The following is a 21,610-nucleotide window of genomic DNA, read 5'->3' on the forward strand; positions in this document are numbered from 1 at the left end:
TAATTTTTATTCTCTGTAACATCTAAAAATACGATAGTGTTGTATCTGGTTTTGATTAAACAGTTGATGATTGATACCAAACTGATGGAAAAACCTCTCATGTGGGTGGGTGTTCCCGTTCCCACGGTAATGATCTTCGCCAATTTAGCACCCGAGGCGGTGTAAATCCATTCGATCGTTCCACCAGAAAAGGTGGCTTTGGTGGGGAGGTTGAGGAGGTTGTATTCCAGGCTCATGCCTTTGTTGGCATCGGCTGTCATGTTGTCATTGGCATCGTAAGCGTAGGCGGCCTGTTCGATGAGTTGCACATTATCGAACAAGGCGTATTCCAGTGAGTTGGCCGGGAGGGTATTACCCACCTCGAGCCTGATCCGGACAAATTGCGCGGTTGATGGGGCCAGAAGTGATTTTACCTTTCTTGGTGATTAGACAATTAATTCTTATTTGAAGTATTGTTACTTTTGTCTATTGAATTTTCCTTTTGATCGCTTGAATGTTATTAGATATTTTTTGTAAAATCGTTCATACCAACGAAAATCCCTAGTTCCTATTATCTCAGAATCTCCATAATTAAAAATAAAAAATCTTGCATGAAATTCGGAAATCGTGTCATTTCTTCCATGATAATCAACAGTATGTCTTGTTCGTTCAATCCCAATTAAATTTTCAGTAGGGTGTTTTAAACTATCATGCACACTGGATTGGATGTAGCTGGCATTATTATAGGAAATGATAAAATAAGTTATATCTATTATCGAAATTATTAAGAATATAAAAAGGAATATTTTTATCCACTTTTTCATATACTTTAATTTATTTAGAATAAGGTATATAGATATTAAAATGGAAAAAATTATCACATAAAAATAAAAAAATGAGCTTGCTATAGGTATCATCATAGTTTTTTCTCCGAATCGAAATTAAAAAAACCTTTTAAACTGCTAAAAAAGTTATTCATTGACTGCCATAAATTGCCTTCACTTGGTTTTCCCTTGTTGCCATCAGTCTGCCCCTGTTTTTTAGCTTCCTCCCCGGCAGCATACAATTTTTCAATTTCAAATAACTTTTCAAAAACTACCTTGTCCATATCCATGGTACCTAAATCAGTTGTTGAACCGTCAGAACGTGTTATAAGAATAGTTACTACTACCCTTGTTTGTGTTGGGTCATCCTTTTTATATTTATAATCAAATCCTGTAATTGTAAAATCCAATTTTTCCTGCTTCGAAAGAGAAATATTGACAAGAGGCTGTGTGACAGGATCTGAGGCTATAGTATTTACTGATTGATCAAATCCAGTTATTATTCCGAGTGAACCAGCAATAAGATTGTCTAAGAAAGTAGCTCGCTTGTAAATCGGTGAATCGGATACCTTACTTAAATCAAAATTGGGTTTCAGGTAAATTCCACCATCTGTTTGACTATTTGCTTGGTATCCTAGATTGTACATATCTGCAATATGCAATGTTTGAAAAATTCGAACCAAATTTCCAACGGCATAATTGTACTGAACATTATTCATCGTTTCCTTACCATCTGGATCGGAGTACACAATTGGGCTGTTAGCTGAAAACAAATACGGAGAGTGAAATTCTCTTGCCGGATCCACCGCCCACCACCGGCCTATGGCTGGATCGTAGTATCTCGCTCCGTAGTGATACCAATTTAACCCGAACTCGTTTTCATGCTCCTTGCCGTTGTAAGTGTATTTATTATCTGAGGTAGAGAGTTTCCGGGTAATGCGCATACCAAAAGGATAGTCCGTCTAACGCCGGATGCTTCGCATAATCAGCTTGTAAGACCTCTGCAGCATAATTATCGAAAAGTCCATTGTTGTTGGCATCGGTCAGGGTCATACGGGTGTTGCCCAAGTGATCCTTCAGATCAAACTCGTACCGGTAGGTCGTTCCACCGGGAGTGGTGGGGCGCATCCGGCCTTCATCCATGGTAAAATGTGTTTCACCGTTGGTCAGGTATTCGAATCCGTTCACATCCGTCAAAGCCGGATTTCAGCTCCGCCTCAATAAGTCTTTGGGTGGGTGTTCCCGTTCCCACGGTGATGATCTTCGCCAATTTAGCACCCGAAGCCGAGTAAATCCATTCGATCGTTCCACCAGAAAAGGTGGCTTTGGTGGGGAGCATGAATAAATTTAGAATGAACGCCTTATTCAGGTAGCCATTCACCTTCCTTTATAACTATTTCATCAAAAATGAATCTTTTATTCTGATGGTCATAATTTATATCTCTTATAAAGTACTCTAAAGAGTAAAGACAGTAACCCTCACTTACTTCATCATTTCTTTTACACAATATTTCTAAATCACCACACTCCATTTTGATGGGCTTAGTATTATTAAATCCAAAATATTTATAACCAAATATTCCCAATAGTTTAAGATTCAATCGAGATGACCTTAACAACTTATCATAAAATTCCACATCTTTATTTAAAGTAAAAATGCTATCCATAATATAAACAAAATTACTATCATTATTTTCATAATAAAGTTGGATAATGGATAAATCGTTCAAACGATTAATTAAGTTCCAAGAATTCCAATCTTTTTTTATTATCAATTTACTAGTAATGTCCCCATAAGAATAAATTCTACTTTCGGAACAATTTATGAAACATGCACAAGAAATGAGTAGTATTAGTTTTGAGAGACTTTTCATCTTTGTTCCAAATTTTTAACAGCCATCTGTAATGTACTTGGTTCAGTATAAGGCATTGAAACATCCGCTCCCATAAAATCGAATTCAAATCCTTGCAGCGAATGCGCGTTTCCATTACCATCTTTTATGTACCGATCGGGTAATCCGACGAAATGTGAAAATTCGTGGACTACGACATCAATATTATCATTCGAATCAATTTTGCCTTGTAAATTTGGTTTAAGCACAGTTTTATTATTTGAGTCCTTAATGTATATCTGTGTTACTTCTGCAACATTACCCTGTGCAATTGGCGCAAACTCAACTTTGTGAGTCATAAGATCGTTTGAAAATTTGTTAACCGCCAGTGTAACTACCTCGAATTGTACTGGCAATCCATTATCAGTCAGATTCCCCTTTTTCGCACTATCATTTAGTTTCTGCATCGTGGAATTAGCCATTGCATCAGCCATCTTTTTGATCAATATCCTGACCGTTCCATTTACCTGTAACCTCAATAATTGAGGTTACTAATACATAGGCTGGCTTACCGTCTGGTCCAGTTACAATTAACTTAAAGGTTGCTTTACCGTTTGGATCAATATTTACAACAGGATTGTTAAACGTATAGCAATATAGTGAATAATTCTCATCCGCCGGATCCACCGCCCACCACCGGCCTATCGCAGGATTCCGTCTTGAGCCGGATCTCCGCTTCGCTCCGACATAGAAACGGGCCTCGTAGTGATACTAATTTAACCCGAACTCGTTTTCATGCGTCCGTCTTACGCCGCACTTCGACCGGCTCAGTGTACCAGACTTCGGCTTCGCCTCAATAATCCTTTGGGTCGTTAAGGATGGAATGGTAACTGCTTTCGCCAATTTAGCACCAGAGGCCGAGTAAATCTATTTGTGTCGTTCCACCAGAAAAGGTGGCTTTGGTGGGGAGGTTGAGGAGGTTGGGGTTTATCTTTTATCACTGCACAAAAGTTTACTGCAAGTTTGGTTTGCTCCGCAGGATTACTTTTTCAGCTGAAAAAGTACCCATCCCTCGGCTCCGCTCGGGAACCGCCCAAGCCCGCCCGCCCTTTGGCTTCTTGTTATCGCTCCGACCCTAACCGAATCTGAACTCGTCCTGCCGCTGAAAGTCCGGCTCAAGACGGACAGTCCTCAGACAGCAGATTCGGTCTTAACGGGATCTCCGCTCACAAGGGCGCCGGGCTGGCCGATGTCGGCAAAAACCAACACAGTGGATTTTTACGGGTTGGTGTAACCGCCCCTACAGTAATGATCTTTACCAATCACTGGTATTTTCTCGATACTCGTCACGCGTCACTCGTCACTGGAAAAAACCTTTGGCTTCGAGACCCTCAGCCACCGGTTTTTTCCAATCTCAAAACACAAGTATTTACTGATTTCTGATTTCTCATCACTCGTCACTTGTCACTGGAAAACCCTTGTCCCCTCGATATAATCCTCCCTGCGGTCGGATCACTCGGGGTCCGGGTTTTACTGATTTCGGTCCCTGCACTTCGACTACTCTCAGTGACCGGTGTCGAGGGGCTGATCACTGTTCCCTGGTCACGCGTTACTCGTCACTGGAAAAACCCTTGTCCCTTCCCCGACTTCATCGGGGTAAACTTTCACCTCAGGGTCCGGGTTTTTCCAATCACCAATCACTACTCTTTGCTTACCACGATCAATACAGTCCGTCGATGGAGAGATAGCGTTCGCCGGTATCGTAGCAGAATGTCAGAACCGTGGATCCGGCCGGAATTTCACTGATCTTTTTGGAAACAGCTGCCAGCGAGGCACCCGATGAAATTCCAATGAAAATGCCTTCTTCCCGGGCAGACCGCTGAGCAAAGTCGAACGCTTCTTCTTTGGTCACCTGAATCACGCCATCCAGCAAAGAGGTGTGAAGGTTTGAGGGAATGAATCCGGCACCAATGCCCTGAATCGGGTGCGGACCCGGCTGGCCGCCGCTGATAACCGGTGACAAGGCTGGTTCAACTGCAAACACCTTGGTCTTGGGGAATTTTGCTTTTAATACCTGTGCCACCCCGGTGATATGTCCGCCGGTACCCACACCGGTGATCACCACATCGACCCCATTAGGGAAGTCTTTCAGAATTTCTTCAGCCGTGGTTTTCACGTGTACATCAATGTTGGCCGGATTGTCGAACTGCATGGGCATCCAGGCATTCGGGGTGGAGGCGACGAGTTCCTTGGCCTTTTCGATGGCCCCTTTCATTCCTTTTTCACGTGGAGTCAGTTCGAAGGTGGCACCGTAAGCAGCCATGACCTTGCGGCGTTCCACCGACATGGACTCGGGCATGACCAGAACGAGCTTATATCCTTTCACGGCAGCGACCATGGCCAGACCGATACCAGTGTTGCCCGAGGTCGGTTCCACGATGATGGATTCTGGCTTAAGAATACCTTTGGCTTCGGCATCTTCAATCATGCTCAGAGCGATCCGGTCTTTGATGCTGGCACCCGGATTGGCACGTTCCAGTTTGGAATAGACCGTAACCGGGTGACTGGCAAACAACCGGTTCAGTTTTACATGCGGGGTATTCCCGATGGTTTGGAGGATGTTTTGAAATGGCATGGAGGTTCCTTTCAGTAATTATTTATATCGTAAAGGGCGGACCGGATCGTATGGATCTGTCCGTGCAGAACCCATTCCTGCAGGGAAGGGTGATAAAAAAAAACGACAAAGTCCGGGGAGAAAAAATGATATGCGGGATCACCCGCAACACGGTGTGCAGCAACAGAAGGAAGCGAATATGGGTCTGTTGCAATGAATCATATCTGAAAATCCAGAATCGGCGCGATTTCTCGGCTGTTTCTGATTCTGACTTCACTTTTGTGGTAGACCACCGAAAAGGGGGCCACTGACTCGGTCAGCCAGACGTTTCCGCCGATGACCGAATCATGACCGATGGTGGTGGAACCACCAAGAATAGTGGCGCCTGCATAGACAACCACCCGGTCTTCGAGTGTGGGATGCCGTTTGGTTTGGGACTGGCTTTTGTCAACACTGAGTGCACCAAGTGTCACACCCTGATACAATTTTACATGGTTTCCGATCACACTGGTTTCACCAATGACAATCCCGGTCCCGTGATCGATGCAAAGCGATGCTCCGATGGTGGCACCAGGGTGTATATCGATGCCGGTTTTCTCGTGGGCGTACTCGGTCACCATACGGGGAAGCAGCGGAACACCCTGTCCATGAAACCAATTGGCAATGCGGTAACAGGACATGGCCAGAAAGCCGGGATAGGTCGAAATCACTTCATCCACACTGGCAGCCGCCGGATCTCCGTCGTATAAAGCAGTGGCATCGTCGAGCAGTTGCTGGTGGATGGAAGGCAACTGATGGAAGAATTCACGCGTCACTGCCCCGGGAGAAGGAATCAACGGTTCCATCACAAAGGCAATCTGACTGGCAAGATGGTCCAGTTCACGTGCCACATCCTCACCCGACAGGGGATCGCCATCACCATGCTGTGGAAACAACAACCTCAGCAACCACTCAATGGTTGAAATGACCACCGGACGCTGGATTCCCATGCCATGAACCGACTGATGATAGCCGGCTAACTGCTGAACCAATCCGGAAGTAATAGTGGGGGTGTCGGTAACGCTCATTTATCTGTACTTTGATGTCAAAATTAAAAAGCGCTTCTACGAGTTCCAAACAGAGGGTAAAAAAATCTTAAGTATTTGACTTCAGGTGATTTTTCATGGCCTGCTTCTGGTCATCCGTCAGATGGACAGATACCGAGTCAGCCGGATCGGGTCCGTTCCGGATCAGGTGCCTGATCTGTTTAAGCTGGCGTGCGTAGGCCTGGCAGGCTTTGCAGGAAAGGTGATGCGCAAAAAGACGAAGGCGGGTTCCAACTGGCAGGCGGCCATCCAGAGCGCGGGAAGCCAGAAGTGTGCTTTCTCTGCAGGATCCGATAAAGCGCAGCCAAAGTGATCTGATCATGTTTAAAGATACCTACTTTTCAGGAAACAGTTTTCGATCCTGTCTTTTCTGATAGCTACCCACCTCACGTTAAGGTTTGGTTGTGATGATATGGGTTCATAATAAACAGTTGGTCGCTCAATATAACGAAAAATTACAGAACAGATTGGAGGTTCCGTCTGGCATGTCATTGAATCATCATTTTTCATCATGGTTCTGTCTGGCAGGATGAAACAACCTGTAAAAAAGAGCGTCTGATCCTGAAATACACGACCTTGAAGAAAAATTGAAAGAGTTTATGGATAAAAAACCTTACTCGCTTGGCGAAGAAATTGCCAATAGCGTCACGCATGGAATCGGTGTGGCCCTGGCCATTGCCGGACTTGTGATTCTGATTGTCGTCGCTGCGGTGAATGGAACCACCATCCACGTGGTCAGTTTCACCATTTTCGGGGTGTCATTGATTGCCCTGTATCTGGCTTCCACCTTGTACCATGCCATCACCAATCCCCGTGCGAAGGCTTTTCTGAAGGTGGTTGATCATTCGGCGATTTTCATTCTCATTGCCGGAACCTACACGCCGTTCATGCTTGCCTTTGTGGGCGGGGCATGGGGATGGAGCATATTCGGGGTGATCTGGGGGCTGGCCATCACCGGCATTATTCTGAAACTGTTTCTCATTCACCAGATGAAATGGGTGTCGCCGGTGATTTACCTGGGAATGGGTTGGCTGTGTGTCATTGCCTTTCCTCAGATCATGAACAGCATTCCCAACCACAGTCTCATTTTACTCTTTTCGGGTGGATTGACGTATTCGCTTGGCGTGATTTTCTATGTGATCAAGCGCATTCCATACTTCCACTCGGTCTGGCATTTGTTCGTTCTCGGCGGAAGCATTCAGCACTATCTGGCCATTGTGCTGGCCGTGTGAGGGGGGCAGCCAGAAGCCAGCAGCCAGCAGCCAGCAGTCAGGAGTCAGGAGTCAGAATAGAATACAGAATTCCGAATTCAGAACTCAGAATTTCACCCTCTCCGCCGGAGAGGGAATGGGTGAGGGTTTATTGAAGGGTTTTGCTGATAAAAACACCCAACTGTCATTCCGGCGCGAAACGTCCGGAACTGACGGAAAAGCCGGAATCATCACATAATCTGTCATTCCGGCGAAAGCCGGAATCCAGAATTTAATAATGTAGTTAACGTGCTTTTTTTAAATGCAGAGATCCCGGATCAAGTCCGGGATGACACTGTTTGTGTGGGTTTTACTGTTTCCGGTCCCCGAGCGGAGTCGAGGGGCTGCTCACAAATCACTGATTTATTGTATGTTCTTTTAACTTTTAACCATTAACTCTTAACTGGAAAAACCCTTGTCCCCTCGATATCCATCAGTACCGGACTTTCAGAACATCATCCTTGTGGCTTCCCCGATTTCATCGGGGTAAACTTTGGTCATTGCCCTTCGACCAGCTCAGGGACCAAGCGAAGTCGAAATGCAGCCACCGGATTCGGCACTCGGGGTCCGGGTTTTTCCATCACCAATCACTAATCACAACTCACTTCTTCACAGCAACCTTGTAGAGGAAATAGCCAAGTACACCAAAGAAGGCGAGGGACATGAAATCGCCTGCGTAGCCCATGGCTTCACCAAGACCGATTTTATGTCCGAAGGCCAGAAACTCGGCAATGGTCTGGTCATCGAATGGTGAAATATCCTTGCTCCGCAGAACGGCAATCAGAATACCGGTTAACGCCCCACCGGCAATCAGGCCGGATGAGAGCAACGTACCGGAACCGACTTCGGATTCTTCCGATCCGCCTTTGGATTTATCGACCAGTCCCTTAATCAGTCCGCCGACGAAAATGGGCGCGGTGGTGGAAAGGGGAAGGTAAGAGCCCACTGCAAAGGCCAGTGAAGGCACACCAAGCAGTTCTACCATCAGCGCAATCAGCATCCCGAGAATGATCAGACCCCAGGGCAGTTCCTGGCTGAGCATGCCTTTGATAATGGTGGCCATCAGTGTGGCCTGCGGGGCTGGCATGTCCTTGCTTCCGATACCCGGCTCGACACGGTAGGCAATTTCCCGGCTGGCCGGATCGACCAGATACAGACCTTCACTTACCGCTCCGCTGGTTTTCGGATTCTGATAAACGAGGTATTCCTTGCCATCCGGACCTTCCTGCGTACGATCCAATGGTTCAGTAATCTGAACGCCCGGGGTGGAAAACTGTTTATACTCGGTAAAGGAATCATTCAGCAGCAACATGGTGCCGCCAATCACGGTTACCGACGCCAGCACACCGATGATCAGACCGATCTGCTGACTGCTGGGAGTGGCACCTACGATAAATCCGGTTTTCAGATCCTGACTGGTGGCTCCGGCATTGGCTGCGGCTATACAGACGATGGATCCGACAACCAGGGCCATGGGCTGGTAGAAATCACCCGTCCAGCCGGCACCCACGAAGATCAGACAGGTTCCCATGAGTGTGGCAATGGTCATCCCCGAAATCGGATTGGAAGACGATCCGATCAGACCGACAATCCGGCTCGACACCGTGACGAAGAAGAATCCGAAAATGATGATCAGAATGCCTGTGAGGAAATTAACCGGAATGGAAGGAATCACAGCCATGAAAATGACCAATCCGACCGACCCGATAACCGTCCAGATGATGGGCAGGTCTTTTTCGGTACGCAGACGTTCCACAAAGCCGGCTTCCCCCTGTTTGCGCATGGCCGACAGATCCTTGACGCTGTCACGGAAGGAAGAAATGATGGTCGGAAGGGTCCGGAGCAGGGTAATAATACCGGCAAAAGCAACAGCACCTGCGCCGATATACCGGACGTAGCCTGACCGGATTTCACCAAAACTCATCTCTCCGATTAGTTTTTCACCGATACCCGGTTTCATTACCTGGCTGAGGCCTTCAGCAAACATGGTGATCATGGGAACGAGAACCAGCGCGCTCAGAACGCCCCCGGCAACCATGACGCCAGAGATACGCGGACCGATGATGTAGCCGACACCGAGCAATTCAGGTGTCACTTCGATGGAGGCCTGTGCGTTCGGGTACACCCCTTTCCGGTCGGTGGTGTAAGTAGGGACTTCTTTCCATAAACCGAAAATGTTCATGAGCAGCTTATAGAGAAACCCGATGCCGAGACCCATGTACACCTTGGTGGCCAGTTCTCCACCTTTCTCCCCGGCGACGAGTACTTCACCGCAGGCCGTTCCTTCCGGATAGGGAAGTTTACCGTGTTCCTTTACAATCAGATACCGGCGAAGGGGAATCATAAATAACACACCCAGAATTCCGCCTGCCAAAGCCAGCACGAAAATCTGGAAGTAGTGGAAATAGTTGATCCCGCCGGCCAGGAACATCAGGGCAGGAATGGTGAAGACAACCCCGGCCGCCACCGATTCACCGGCAGACCCGATGGTCTGAACAATGTTGTTTTCAAGAATGGTCGATTTCCCGAAATACTTGAAAACGGAAATAGCCAGAACGGCGATTGGAATCGAGGCCGATACCGTCAGACCCACCTTCAGACCCAGGTATACCGTGGCGGCTCCGAAAAGCACGCCGAAAAAGGCTCCCAGAAGAATGGATTTTAAGGTAAACTCAGGGATGAAATCTTTTGCTGAAATGTAAGGTTTGAAAGCGGATCCGTTTGTTGTGGTCTGAGGATCGGGCGAGGGATTTGCAGACATGCCAACTCCTGAACAGGTTGTAGATCAGTTTAGAAAGGTGCTAAAATACACACAAGGCAGACAAATCAAACAGATCCGTGGCAGCCTGTCATTCGGTCCGTTTCATCATTCTGTGAATCATCGGGGAAAGTTATTACCTTTCTGATCGGATGCGAATGATAAAAACCTTAACCCCCTTTTTCTGAGTCCTCATGAAATTCCGGTCGGTTTCCCGTGTTCTGCCAACGGTTGAAGTGCTTGAAGGGGAAGGCTTTCTTGCCAGACGCCCGTTTCCTGTCGGTGATATTCATCAGCTTGATCCGTTTATTCAATTGGATGAATTCGGTCCGGCTTCACCCGGTCCCGGCGAGGCCAAAGGAGCGCCTGACCATCCGCACCGCGGAATTGAAACGGTCACTTACATTCTCGAAGGTGAAATTGTTCACCGCGATGATTCTGGTTATTCTGCCACCACCGGACCCGGTTGCGTGCAGTGGCTGACCGCCGGGGATGGGGTGATTCATTCAGAATTTCCCTCCGAACCCATCCTGACACAAGGCGGTCGGGTTCATGGGTTTCAGTTGTGGATCAATCTGCCTTCCCGTTTTAAACGGGTGGAACCCAGAATTCAGGAATTTTGCGGAAACGATTTGCCGGTGGTTCAAGACGAGGAATCCGGACTTCACATCCGCGTGATTGCCGGATCCTGCCTGGGAGTGACCGGTCCGGTCATCACCTGGACTCCTCTGCTTTTCACCCATCTGACCCTGGAAGGCAACTGTGAACTTGATCTGCCGGTTACCTCTGACTGGCAATGTGTTTTCTACGCATTCCGCGGAACCGGAAAAGCAGGCACCTGGAAAGTAAGCCGCGGAGAACTGGTGCAGTGGAATCACAACGGTGAACTCATCCGGCTGAAAGCGGGAGAGGAAGGACTGGAAGGGTTGCTCTTTGCAGGAGAAATGCTCAGCGAACCTTTTCTTCGCCACGGACCGTTTGTCATGAATCATCCGGGTGAAATCTACGAAGCGATCCGCGATTACCGGAATGGTTGCTTCGGCAAAGGGCGACCGGTGGCCAACGGGCAGCCGATGGTTCCCAATCCGGCTAATTACCGCTGATCAGAACAACACCCCAAACCCGACCGACCAGACCCATTCATTCCGGGTGGTCCATGCTGTATTTGCAGACAGAAATCCGAATAACCGGCTGATTCCGATTCCCGCTTCACCGTACGGAAGGTTTAACATCTTTCCGCCTGTCAGATTCTGGTTGGATTTTCCGTTGACGATGCCGGCAAAGGTTTGAACTTCAATGGCTTTTTCCCGCAGAGGTTTCAGCCAGGATCCCTGAAACAACACACCCCGCCAGTTATGACTGATCCACACACTTCCCAGTTGAGTGGCGGCCACTTCACCGGGATGAAGTCCGATAAAAGTACCGGGGAGGGAGAATCCGCGCAGAGCTGTTTCCGGTTGACCCAGCAAACGGGTATCGGTGGCTCCCCAGACACCCGAATACGCTGCCCGGATGGTCAGGTCGGGTGAAAGCAGGGCTTCGCTGAAAAAGGTTTTTATTCGTACCTGCCCCGCCAGATTCAGCCGCGTGTAGGAGAAATCACTCCCGAGTGCGGGTGAGGACAGAACCACATCGGCCCGAAACCCATCCTGTAACGCCGGATCAAATCCGTCCAGATCAGACAGCCACCATCCGCCAAGCGTCACCTGCCGGTCACGTCCTTCCGCGAAAGAAGGATTGAGCCGTGTCAGCCTCCGGTTAAAAACCGACCATGGGCGATGGGCCCGTTCATGACTGACGGTGAAATCCCGTAAGCCAGCATACAGGGAAACCGAATCAGCCGGATAGTACCGGAAACCGGCAGACCAGCCGGATTCCACCACATAATCCCATGGATCGGCATTCAGGACCGATTGGGTGATGGTGACAAGGACCGGCTGATACAGGCTGACCTGGCGCGTGGAACCCGCCCGGTGAAAGGCTGACACCCATGCATGGTCGAGGAAATCGGAACCGGAGTACCAGCCGGTGGTGAATTCCCCAACGGGTTGTTTCATGGCCAGGGCATACCCCCCGGTGGATTTAAAGTACCAGGGAGATTTCAGCGAATCATAGTCAAAGGACAGGGTGGGAACCAATCCTTCCACCCGGTTATTTCTAAATCCTGCCAGTTTTTTTGCCCACTCCCACCAGGAAGGACTTTCCTTTTCCTGATCACCGGTACTGACGGTGGCCAGACCCGCCAGCGGGCCTTCCGGTTTTATCAGGGTTTCGAGTGTTTTCGTTGAATCCAGTTCCCGGAAAGCTATCAGTTCGGGTCCGGTAAGGGGAACCGGTCGAATGGAATCCATGGCGGCCGGAGTGAGTTCCATGGGCTTTTCGGCAGGCCGGCGCCGAAGGATTTGTTCATCCACCGGTTTTTTGGTGCGCTGATTCTGCATCCAGCGGGGTTTCTCGGCAGGGGTCGACGTGTCGGTCGTGTACCCGCCATACACCGACCGGTTGGCCTTTTTCACAGGGTCGGGGATCTCGGTATTGATCTTCACATCGGTGAGCGTGTAGGTCTGTCTGAAATCGAGCTCATCCAGCCGGATCAGTCCGCCCAGATTGATAGTAAAGGCCACCCGGTTTTCTGTGTAACCGGGAATCCAGAATCCATCCTGCAGATGAAAAACCTGTTTCACCCGGTACAGCAATCCTTCCAGATAGGGGAACCGAACTCCCTTTCCGTTTGATAAATCGGCACCGGCCAGTGCATAGGTGTTTCCATCAATGGTCAGACTGCCTTCCACCAGCGGCAGTTCGTTGCTGAGCGGAATGACCCGGATCTGGTAAAAAGTCTGCTGATTATCGGTCCGGACGGATTCCAGGCGGTAGGTATAAAAGGAAAAGGCATCGGTTGCCAGCGGCAGAATGATGGTCAGATCATCATTAAAGGTAATCCGGTTCTGATACAAGTCCGGAAATTCATTGAGGGTGGGGGCAGAGACCGATTTCTTCATATTTTCGGTTTTTCTCACCGAGCGGATAAATTCCTTCAGCGGCTTACCGGGTTCAGCCACCCCATCGAGCAATACTTCCTGTACAAAGGCCGGCTTTTTATCGGAGTATAACACCGATTTGGAGTAGGCTGAAAAGGTGAAAGATTTCAGACCACGGTTGTGCAATGATTTACGGTTAATGGCCTCGCGGATGATAGCCAGTGCCGGATCCTGATCTCCAGCCACTACAATTTCGGGCATCCGGATGTCCATGGGAACCAGTGAAATGCTGGTCGGCCCCGTAGTCGTGACCTGAATGGTATCAGTCCGGTATCCCACGTAGCTGATAATCAGGGGAGACAGGGTGGTCGGATAGTCGAAATAACCTTCTGCATTGGTGATTGTTCCCGTTCCGGTCAGTCCGTACCGGATGGTGGCAGCCACCAGTGGCTCTCCGGTCAACTGATCGGTGACTCTGGCCTGGCGGGTGGATTGGGCAATGACAGGAAGTGACGCAGCAAGAAGGAGGGAGATAAAGGTGGTTTTCATGGAATGCGGTGTACGTCAGAAAAAGGATGGGGTTTCGGCCGGGGCCTTACCCATATTGTTTCATTGCCGACAAGGTCTGTGATCGGTAACCGCCACCAAAGAGTCTGACGTGCAGAAGAAGGTGAAACAGCTGAGCCAGAGGTCTTCTTTGAGGCCATCCTTCTGCGAGCGGAAAGGACTCTTCATAGGCACGGTAGAAACGCCGATCGAATCCGCCAAATAATTCAGACATGCCAAGATCGATCTCCCGGTGTCCGAAACAGACGCTCGGATCAATCAGGACGGGCCGACCTTGTTCATCCACAAGAAAATTGCCACTCCACAAGTCACCATGAATGAGAGAAGGTGGTTCTTCGGGAAAGCGGCAGTCTGCCAGAAACCAGTTGGAGAACCGGCGGAAAATACCAAAATCTGTATCTGCAAACAGTCCGTGGTCATAACACCACCTGAATGTGGGTTCTAAACGGTTTTCAAAGTAAAACGAATTCCAGCCGGACCGGAAGGAATTGTCCATGGACACATTTCCGCAAAAGGTGGCTTCATCAAAACCAAAGGTGGGTGCCGAAACCCGGTGAAGGTCTGCCAGTTGTCTGCCAAACAGCTCCCAGAAAGCGGGTCCAGGATTGCCTTTTCCGATCCTTTCCATCATGAGGTAGGCGGGCAGGTTATCGGTTTGCAATTGAATGACCTCTGGAATACGGATGGTTCCGGTTCCGGCCAGTTTGCGCAGCCCGATCGACTCCCCCTTCAGCGCAGCTGTCTGGTCTGCAGACCCTGCTACTTTGATAAAAACGTCACGGAATCCGAACCGGCCGGTGTAGAGCTGATTAAACCCCGATCCGGATGCCGGCTGAAGATTGGTGATGTCTGCAATGGTGATCATACGGGTTGGTACAAGAATGTTTGTCACCTGTCTGGTTGTTCAAAGGTACAATACCGGAAGATGCCGATCACAGAATGAGGTCAGCAGACGGGATTCATTGAACGGTATTTGTTGATCCGGATCGGGACGCTCACCTTTGCAGAGTAACTTATTTGCAATGGCTTGCTGCGGTGGAAGGTAACGGACACTTTTAAAGAAGTCCCCCGCAAAGAGAAACAGGTGGATTTTTATGAAAAATGGTTTTTCCCTGAACGGGAATCGTCGGTTGCTGATTTTGTCACTGATTCCGGTGGTGTTGCTTTCGCTTTGGTGGGTGTTTCCTGATGGACAGTCTGAAAGCAAAAATCAGCAACGGCTGGATCAACTCAGAGCCAAACAAACCCTGTCGGTGGCTGAACTGGCCGAAATGCGTCAGTTGACCCGCCTGGAACGGCGAAAAACCGGCTGGGCAAAACCTGATAAGCCCGATGGTTATGTCCTCTATCAGCATGAGATCCGGACTGCCGATGGAGCAACTGAACCAACGTATGCCAGCAATTACCGACTCACCGAACTGGGCAAGGCACGGCAGGCCATGGTAAACCGTCAGTCCGGTTCCTATCAGTGGACCGAACGGGGGCCCTGGAATGTAAGTGGCCGTACCCGCTCACTTCTTGTAGACCGGAACGACCCGACCGGGAAAACCTGGTTTGCAGGCAGCGTTGGAGGTGGTATCTGGAAAACAACCGATCAGGGTGAATCCTGGGTGAGCATGACCGACTATTTCCCAACCTTATCCATTTCCACGATGGCACAAGGTGTCTCGAATCCAACCATCATGTATGCCGGAACCGGAGAAGGGTTTTTCAATCTGGACCGGATCATCGGTGATGGGGTCTTTAAATCGACTGATGGCGGACAGACCTGGTTTCAACTGGCAGCGACGGCGGGCATTCCCGACTTCAATTTTGTGAACCGGCTCATTGTGAACCCAGAAAATGCCGCCCATCTGGTTGTGGCAACCAATACCGGCGTGTTCCTGAGTCTCGATGGAGGGTTGTCTTTTACAAAAACCTATTCGAACCTGAATAACCGCGTGCAGCAAATCATTGCCAATCCGCTCAATTTTAACACGCTTTATGCTTCGGTACGGTCGGTGGGAATCATCCGGTCCAATGATGGTGGTAAAACCTGGAGCCTTCCGAATTCAACTTTTTCCAACTATGGGCGGATTGAAATGGCGGTCACTTCCCTCGATACCAGCCGGATTGCCTTATCGGTGGATAACAACGGTCTGAGTGAACTGTACATGAGCATTGACCGGGCAACGTCCTGGGTAAAAATGCAATTGGATCAGGATGCTGGCTGGCTTTCGGGGCAGGGTTGGTACGACAATACCATACTGTTCGATCCGTTTAATCTGAACCGGCTCTATTTAGGCGGACTTGATATATACGAAGTTCTCATCAGCTATCCGGTTTCAACCATTCGTCAGTTGACCAACTGGTATCCGGGTGCAGGGTTCCCGTTTGTTCATGCCGATCACCATGGGTTGATCGCTCATGTAACCAATCCCGCAGCACAGTCGTTTACCCTGATCAATGTGAACGATGGCGGGGTGGAATACTCAACCGATGCAGGAACCACCTGGTTCAAAACTCTGAATGGTTACCGGACCACTCAGTTTTATGGCGTAGATAAAGCGCCGGGACAGGACAAATTCATCGGAGGGACGCAGGACAATGGTACCTGGCTGAGTCCGATGAGCACACAACTCACCAATGAATGGGTTAATGTGATTGGCGGAGATGGATTTGGGTCGGTCTGGCATCACCAGAATCCCGATCTGCTCATGGCAAGTCTGTATTACTCCAATCTGTACCGGTCGGTGGATGGTGGCGAAAACTGGACGTATATGGATGGAATCACCGAACAGGGCCCTTTTGTCACGTGGATTGCTGAGTCAAACGCCGATCCTGATCTGCTGCTGACCACCACGGCGGGTGGTGTCTTCCGCACAGAAAATTTCGGAGATACCTGGACTCAGGTGCCCATCTCCCGGAATTGGAATTCCAGCACCAGAACCGGAAAGGTGGAGATATCGGAGAAGAATCCGTGGGTGGTCTGGGCTGGTGTCGGAATGACCTCGGGTTCAACGGGAAGCCGGGTTCACGTTTCCACCAACCGCGGCCAATCCTTTATTCCGACGTCCTTGTTCTCCAACGGAATCGGAAACCTGTCGGGACTGTCCACTCATCCCCTCGAGGATTCAACAGCTTTTGCCCTGTTTTCGGTACAAGGGTACCCCAAAATCCTGCGCACAAGAAATCTGGGCCAATCGTGGGAAGATCTGTCTGGATTTGTGAACGGAAAATCGACCCGGGGATTCCCCGATGTGGCCGTTTACAGCCTGATTGTGCTGCCACATCAGCCCCAGGAAATCTGGGCTGGTACCGAAATCGGTATTTTCAGATCGGCTGATTCCGGAAATTCCTGGTCTCTGCTGAATGGAAACCTTCCGGCAGTGGCGGTCTGGGATATGAAAGTGGTGGATGATCAGGTGGTGATCGCCACCCATGGTCGCGGCATCTGGACCTGCACCATTCCTGAACTGACCACGGTTCCGCTGCCTGTCCGTGTGGTTGAACCGGTTCTGAAAAATTTCATGCGCAATTTTCTGACCCAGATCTCATTCGATCTTCAAACAAGGTCGGTTTTCGATTCGGTGGTGGTCTTTTCGGGTGATAAACACCTGGTCTCTGTTCAGTCTCCCGATACCGGTACGGTCACCATTTCCCTGCGCGGATTTACTCATGAGTCCGTTCAGCTGAATGCCACTGGTTTCGCTGGTGGCTGGGCTTACCCGGCTTCATCCGTTCAGGTTCCGGCATCCTCTTTTAAAAAGCCGGTTTCTATGTACAGTAACCTGTTTAATACCACCAGTCAGTCGTTTGAATTTACCATATCTCAGACCAACGGCACGAATGACTTTTCGGTTGCCATGCCTGCCGGATTCAGTTCCAGGGCTTTCGGCAGCAGACATCCCTATGCCAATAACAAAACCTACCTGGCCACCCTCAAGACACCGATTGTGGTTAAAGAGTCGGGGACAGAAATCACGTGGAAGGAAATTGCCATCCTGGAACCCTACAAAACCGGACCAGGCAATACTGCCACCGGTGATTACGTGATTCTGGAAGGAACCACCGACGGTGAAACGTGGCTTCCTGTCACCAATCCGGTCAGTGCGGCCAATGATCCATCCTGGGAAAGTACCTGGCAGCCGAACGGAAACACGGCTCCTTACAGTTACCAGTACCGGGCGGTTACGGCCGATCTGTCCGGTCCATTTTCAGCAGGAGATACTGTGGTTCTGCGGTGGAGAGTCACCACCGATGCGGTCAACACCGGCTGGGGTTGGATTATGGATGATCTGGCCATTCAATCGGGGGAAACCAGCGTGGAAACAGAAGAGCTTCCTGCCGGAATCAGTATGCAGGCGCCGTACCCGAATCCGTTTAATCCCGAAGCCACCATCCGGTTATTTGTAACCAAACCCGGTTATTGCCGTCTGGAGGTATTTGATCTGAATGGCCGGCTGGTCCGGACCCTGCTGGGACAAACCATGGCCGCGGGCATTCATCCGGTCAGGGTGGATGGAACCGGATTGGCGAGCGGAACGTATCTGATCCGGTTGACAGGAGATACCCGGCCCCAGACTTTCAAGCTGACGCTTATCCGCTGAACTGGGTTACAGCCAGCGTATGATTTTTTTCAGCAGCCATTCCTGCCAGGGTCGGTAAGGCGGGTAGAACAACCTGATGGTGGTCAGACCACTGCGTTGCCTGAATACGGCCCGTTCGTTCGAAAACGCCAGGAATCCCCATTTTCCGTGGGCTTTTCCGAATCCGGATTCATTGATACCGCCAAAGGGGAGACCGTTGTGCGAAAAATGAATAACGGTCTCATTTAACCCGACAGTGCCCGACCGGGTATGACTCATGTGTTGTCTGATCATGGCGGCTTCCCGGCTGAACAGGTACAGACTCAAAGGCACCGGTAGGTGATACAGGTGATCATAAATCTGCTTCCAGGATTTAACCGGAACAATGGCCAGAACCGGGCCGAAAATTTCCTGCCGGATCACCGGTGCATCAAGGGGGACATCGGTTAAAATTGTGGGTTCAATAAACCGGTCGTGTTCAGAGCCGTTTCCGCCCGTTACCAGATGGGCGCCACGTGCGACCGATTCCTGAATGAGTGACAGGATACGGGCGGTATGATTTGCGGTGACCACACGTCCGTAATCGGGATTTGTGGCTGGTGACCCCGGGTAAAAGGTATTCAGGGTACGGGTCAGTTCCGCGATCAGGTCAGGAATCACTGCTTCTTCTGCATAAACCGTATTGATGGAGACACAGGCCTGCCCGTTATTTACCCACTTACCCCAGGCAAGCCTCTGGGCCGTTTCCTTCAGATTGGCCGACCGATCCACCAGGGCCGGATTCATTCCTCCCAATTCGAGGGTAACCGGTGTCAGCCGGCGGGCTGCGGTTTCCATGATGGAAGACCCGACCAAGGTGCCACCCGTAAAGAAAATGTGATCGACGGGAAGGGAAACCAGTTGGCGAGACACGTCGGCTCCCCCCTGAACAACCATCACTTCGCGCGGATCGAACAGATGGCCGGCCATGGTGGTCAGCAATTCCGACGTCCGGGGAGCAAGTTCAGAAGGTTTTAGTATACAGCAATTCCCGGCAGCAATGGCCGATACCAGCGGTTCAATCATCAGTAAAACCGGGAAATTCCACGGGCTGATAATCAGAGAGACGCCCCGTGGTTCCTGAACCACCCACCCGGAAGCACCAAGCTGTACCAGCGGAGTGGCAACCCGCTGTGGTTTCATCCACGATGCCAGATGTCTTCGGGTATGATTGATGGCCTGAACAGTCGAAAGAATGTTTAACAGCAGTCCTTCGGTCCGGGGAATTCCAATATCGCCCTGAATTGCTTCGGTCAGATCATCCTGATGATCGATGAGCCACCGTTTGATGGAAGCCAGTTTTTTCTTTCTGGATCGTTCAGAGGAATGCCGGACCTTTTCACGGTGAAAGGTCTTCATGGCTTCCAGATGAACAGCCATCTGGTCGGGGGAGTAAGGGGGAAGGCTCATGGTAAAAGGGGCTATCGCCGGGTAATGGCCAGAGAGAAAGCGGTCGTCAGTTTCAGAATGTCTGTATTCGCTTTCTGTAACCGGGTGGCCATGGTTCTGGCAATATTGAGCATCACGTGGTAGCCGATTTCTGAATCCTGATCGGCCAGCACCAGAAAATCGTGTCGCTTGATCACTCCCACCAGCACATGGGTCAGCGTTGAAACCGTGGCTGTCCGCTTGGCCTGCTCATCAAACAGACTCAGCTCACCAATAAAGGGTTTAAAGGAACCATTCAGACGGATCAGGGATTTTTCAGGAGCCTGAAATCCCTGTGCGGGTAACATGGTCATCATCTTGGTGATTTCGACTTCCCCTTTTAACAGCAGATAGACACAATCGCCATACTCTCCGTCCAGAATCAGTTTAACGCCGGGTTCATAGGTTTCGTAGGAAATAATGGCCAGCAGTTTCTCCAGTTTACTGTCATCCAGTCCATGAAACATGGGAATCTGCCGCAAATCTTCAACGGTTAAACGTGCCTGCATATCAACCTCCGATGACCAGAGCCAGGTCATTGGCTTCTATGACGTAGGACAGGGTCGGATTCAGATTCAGACGTATCTGATCAGCCTTGTCTTCTGTAAATCCGGCCTCCCTGAATTTTTTCTGAATGAACTGATCCAGTGCCGACATGTCATTGCTGAGCAGGGATTCCAGATTCAGATCGGCTTCCTGTGACATAAATCCGATGACAAGCAGATTGTGTTCGGCCTTAAAGTGTGTCAGAAGATCCCCATAGGTCTTACCGACCAGGGTTCGTGGAATCTCATGGGTCTTCAGGTGATTGTTTTTATCGAGCGAAAGCATGGCCTTCACCGTTTGCGTGGTCCCCGGCTGGAGGATAAAGGATGCCATCATCTCACCGCTGAATTCATCGCTGAGCAGAAATCCGTCCACGCCGGCCCGCTTCAGATGCTGAATCAGGTCGGGGTCCGATACGTGCGCAAAAATTTTAACATCCGGATTCATCTGCCGGGCCGACATGACAGTCATCAGGGTCATTTCATCGAGCCGCGACCCCGATTTGTGGTGACTTTTATCGGGCAAAATCAGAACAGCGTGTGCTGTTTTTATCTGGGCCTTTTCCAGAAAGACTTCAGAGAATTGATTGCCCCTGACAAACTGCACACCTGCTTTCGAAAATTCGGAAAGAATGACATCGATGCCATCCTGTTCATAGTCATTCAGCAGCACAACCGGCGTTCCCGGACTGTTCGTAGCGATTGAACGGATCACCCGGGGAAGGGTTTGGTAATATCCGCAGACGATAATGTGGTTTTTTGCCTTGATGGTCATAAGTCCCCGTTGTGTTTGGATTTTTCTAGAGACCAGAATTGAGGAAATGGAAGCTGTCAGCAGGGAAATAACCACGATACCTGCCAGCATCATGGCTCCGGCCACCAAACGACCCCACCCTGTCTGGGGAGTAATATCACCATAACCCGTCGTGGTGACGGTCACAATCGCCCACCAGATGGAATCGGTGTAGTTGATAAAAGCCGGATTGCTGGTCAGCTCAAACAGGTGAACAGTGATTCCGCCTGCAACAATGAGAACCATGATCCCGATCGAGGCCTTATAAATCTCATCGGGCAGGTCCTGCAGAAGGGACTTGATAATTCGTTGAATACCAGCCAGAAACTGGCGGATTCCGTTCATGG

Annotated in this window: 18 protein-coding genes and 1 pseudogene; 3 read left to right on the forward strand and 16 right to left on the reverse strand. The window is 49.8% G+C overall.

Annotated elements, in window-relative coordinates; all coding sequences use genetic code 11:
* The 9 genes from HUU10_14685 to HUU10_14725 form a co-directional block, all read right to left on the reverse strand.
* The coding region (locus tag HUU10_14685) for a hypothetical protein (GenBank protein ID NUQ82849.1) at positions 1-359 on the reverse strand (359 nt) is incomplete at its 3' end.
* A 536-nt stretch (positions 360-895) separates the two neighbouring features.
* Positions 896-1,747, reverse strand: coding sequence for an RHS repeat-associated core domain-containing protein (locus HUU10_14690; protein ID NUQ82850.1), 852 nt, complete (start codon positions 1,745-1,747; stop codon positions 896-898).
* A complete protein-coding gene (locus HUU10_14695) occupies positions 1,713-1,991 on the reverse strand; it encodes a hypothetical protein (protein ID NUQ82851.1) in 279 nt (92 codons plus the stop codon). The genes HUU10_14690 and HUU10_14695 overlap by 35 nt, the downstream gene beginning before the upstream one ends.
* A gap of 173 nt (positions 1,992-2,164) precedes the next feature.
* A complete protein-coding gene (locus HUU10_14700; protein ID NUQ82852.1) occupies positions 2,165-2,677 on the reverse strand; it encodes a hypothetical protein in 513 nt (170 codons plus the stop codon).
* Complete coding sequence (locus HUU10_14705; GenBank protein ID NUQ82853.1) at positions 2,674-3,129, reverse strand: hypothetical protein; 456 nt, start codon at positions 3,127-3,129, stop codon at positions 2,674-2,676. The genes HUU10_14700 and HUU10_14705 overlap by 4 nt, the downstream gene beginning before the upstream one ends.
* Entirely contained in the window at positions 3,122-3,322 is a 201-nt protein-coding gene (locus HUU10_14710) for a hypothetical protein (GenBank protein NUQ82854.1), read from the reverse strand. Before HUU10_14710 ends, HUU10_14705 begins: the two co-directional genes overlap by 8 nt.
* A 1,033-nt stretch (positions 3,323-4,355) precedes the next feature.
* Positions 4,356-5,270, reverse strand: coding sequence for a cysteine synthase A (gene cysK, locus HUU10_14715; GenBank protein NUQ82855.1), 915 nt, complete (start codon positions 5,268-5,270; stop codon positions 4,356-4,358).
* A gap of 197 nt (positions 5,271-5,467) precedes the next feature.
* Entirely contained in the window at positions 5,468-6,316 is an 849-nt protein-coding gene (locus HUU10_14720) for a serine acetyltransferase (protein NUQ82856.1), read from the reverse strand.
* Between the two features lie 67 nt (positions 6,317-6,383).
* Positions 6,384-6,656 carry a hypothetical protein gene (locus HUU10_14725; GenBank protein NUQ82857.1) on the reverse strand — a complete coding sequence of 91 codons (273 nt, stop codon included), beginning with the start codon at positions 6,654-6,656 and terminating at the stop codon, positions 6,384-6,386.
* A 277-nt stretch (positions 6,657-6,933) separates the two neighbouring features.
* Here HUU10_14725 and HUU10_14730 point away from each other — a divergent pair, with 277 nt between their 5' ends.
* Entirely contained in the window at positions 6,934-7,566 is a 633-nt protein-coding gene (locus HUU10_14730) for a hemolysin III family protein (protein NUQ82858.1), read from the forward strand.
* Between the two features lie 619 nt (positions 7,567-8,185).
* Here the strand turns inward: HUU10_14730 and HUU10_14735 are convergent.
* Together HUU10_14735 and HUU10_14740 are read right to left on the reverse strand one after the other, a co-directional pair.
* Entirely contained in the window at positions 8,186-8,896 is a 711-nt protein-coding gene (locus HUU10_14735; GenBank protein NUQ82859.1) for an OPT/YSL family transporter, read from the reverse strand.
* Positions 8,882-10,345, reverse strand: a pseudogene (locus tag HUU10_14740) (oligopeptide transporter, OPT family). The gene HUU10_14735 and the pseudogene HUU10_14740 overlap by 15 nt, the downstream one beginning before the upstream one ends.
* 191 nt (positions 10,346-10,536) lie before the next feature.
* On the opposite strand from HUU10_14740, the gene HUU10_14745 reads away from it, so the two are divergent.
* A complete protein-coding gene (locus HUU10_14745) occupies positions 10,537-11,445 on the forward strand; it encodes a pirin family protein (protein ID NUQ82860.1) in 909 nt (302 codons plus the stop codon).
* Here the strand turns inward: HUU10_14745 and HUU10_14750 are convergent, their stop codons facing one another.
* Both HUU10_14750 and HUU10_14755 read right to left on the reverse strand, forming a co-directional pair.
* Positions 11,446-13,872, reverse strand: a complete 2,427-nt coding sequence (locus HUU10_14750; GenBank protein NUQ82861.1) for a carboxypeptidase-like regulatory domain-containing protein — start codon at positions 13,870-13,872, stop codon at positions 11,446-11,448. It abuts the gene before it with no gap.
* A gap of 46 nt (positions 13,873-13,918) precedes the next feature.
* Positions 13,919-14,755 carry a fructosamine kinase family protein gene (locus tag HUU10_14755; protein ID NUQ82862.1) on the reverse strand — a complete coding sequence of 279 codons (837 nt, stop codon included), beginning with the start codon at positions 14,753-14,755 and terminating at the stop codon, positions 13,919-13,921.
* Positions 14,756-14,984: 229 nt separating this feature from the next.
* On the opposite strand from HUU10_14755, the gene HUU10_14760 reads away from it, so the two are divergent.
* Positions 14,985-18,479 carry a T9SS type A sorting domain-containing protein gene (locus HUU10_14760; GenBank protein NUQ82863.1) on the forward strand — a complete coding sequence of 1,165 codons (3,495 nt, stop codon included), beginning with the start codon at positions 14,985-14,987 and terminating at the stop codon, positions 18,477-18,479.
* A 6-nt stretch (positions 18,480-18,485) separates the two neighbouring features.
* Here the strand turns inward: HUU10_14760 and HUU10_14765 are convergent, their stop codons facing one another.
* From HUU10_14765 to HUU10_14775, 3 genes are read right to left on the reverse strand one after another with little or no spacing between them, the layout of a single operon-like run.
* Positions 18,486-19,907 carry an aldehyde dehydrogenase family protein gene (locus tag HUU10_14765; protein NUQ82864.1) on the reverse strand — a complete coding sequence of 474 codons (1,422 nt, stop codon included), beginning with the start codon at positions 19,905-19,907 and terminating at the stop codon, positions 18,486-18,488.
* A gap of 11 nt (positions 19,908-19,918) precedes the next feature.
* Positions 19,919-20,434: a cyclic nucleotide-binding domain-containing protein gene (locus HUU10_14770; protein ID NUQ82865.1), complete on the reverse strand. Its 516-nt coding sequence runs from the start codon at positions 20,432-20,434 to the stop codon at positions 19,919-19,921.
* Position 20,435: 1 nt separating this feature from the next.
* The gene (locus tag HUU10_14775; protein NUQ82866.1) at positions 20,436-21,608 is read right to left on the reverse strand and encodes an NAD-binding protein; all 1,173 of its coding nucleotides are present in this window, start codon (positions 21,606-21,608) and stop codon (positions 20,436-20,438) included.
* Positions 21,609-21,610 lie beyond the last annotated feature (2 nt).

The organism is Bacteroidota bacterium (assembly GCA_013360915.1).
GTDB lineage: Bacteria > Bacteroidota > JABWAT01 > JABWAT01 > JABWAT01 > JABWAT01.

Bases quoted from the DNA above. Each gene is read 5' to 3' on its own strand.
- HUU10_14750 (NUQ82861.1), bottom strand. From the start codon at position 13,872: ATGAAAACCACCTTTATCTCCCTCCTTCTTGCTGCGTCACTTCCTGTC.
- HUU10_14745 (NUQ82860.1), top strand. From the start codon at position 10,537: ATGAAATTCCGGTCGGTTTCCCGTGTTCTGCCAACGGTTGAAGTGCTT.
- HUU10_14765 (NUQ82864.1), bottom strand. From the start codon at position 19,907: ATGAGCCTTCCCCCTTACTCCCCCGACCAGATGGCTGTTCATCTGGAA.
- HUU10_14730 (NUQ82858.1), top strand. From the start codon at position 6,934: ATGGATAAAAAACCTTACTCGCTTGGCGAAGAAATTGCCAATAGCGTC.
- HUU10_14705 (NUQ82853.1), bottom strand. From the start codon at position 3,129: ATGGCTGATGCAATGGCTAATTCCACGATGCAGAAACTAAATGATAGT.
- HUU10_14690 (NUQ82850.1), bottom strand. From the start codon at position 1,747: ATGCGCATTACCCGGAAACTCTCTACCTCAGATAATAAATACACTTAC.
- HUU10_14720 (NUQ82856.1), bottom strand. From the start codon at position 6,316: ATGAGCGTTACCGACACCCCCACTATTACTTCCGGATTGGTTCAGCAG.
- cysK (NUQ82855.1), bottom strand. From the start codon at position 5,270: ATGCCATTTCAAAACATCCTCCAAACCATCGGGAATACCCCGCATGTA.
- HUU10_14725 (NUQ82857.1), bottom strand. From the start codon at position 6,656: ATGATCAGATCACTTTGGCTGCGCTTTATCGGATCCTGCAGAGAAAGC.
- HUU10_14775 (NUQ82866.1), bottom strand. From the start codon at position 21,608: ATGAACGGAATCCGCCAGTTTCTGGCTGGTATTCAACGAATTATCAAG.
- HUU10_14770 (NUQ82865.1), bottom strand. From the start codon at position 20,434: ATGCAGGCACGTTTAACCGTTGAAGATTTGCGGCAGATTCCCATGTTT.
- HUU10_14760 (NUQ82863.1), top strand. From the start codon at position 14,985: ATGAAAAATGGTTTTTCCCTGAACGGGAATCGTCGGTTGCTGATTTTG.
- HUU10_14700 (NUQ82852.1), bottom strand. From the start codon at position 2,677: ATGAAAAGTCTCTCAAAACTAATACTACTCATTTCTTGTGCATGTTTC.
- HUU10_14735 (NUQ82859.1), bottom strand. From the start codon at position 8,896: ATGTTGCTGCTGAATGATTCCTTTACCGAGTATAAACAGTTTTCCACC.
- HUU10_14755 (NUQ82862.1), bottom strand. From the start codon at position 14,755: ATGATCACCATTGCAGACATCACCAATCTTCAGCCGGCATCCGGATCG.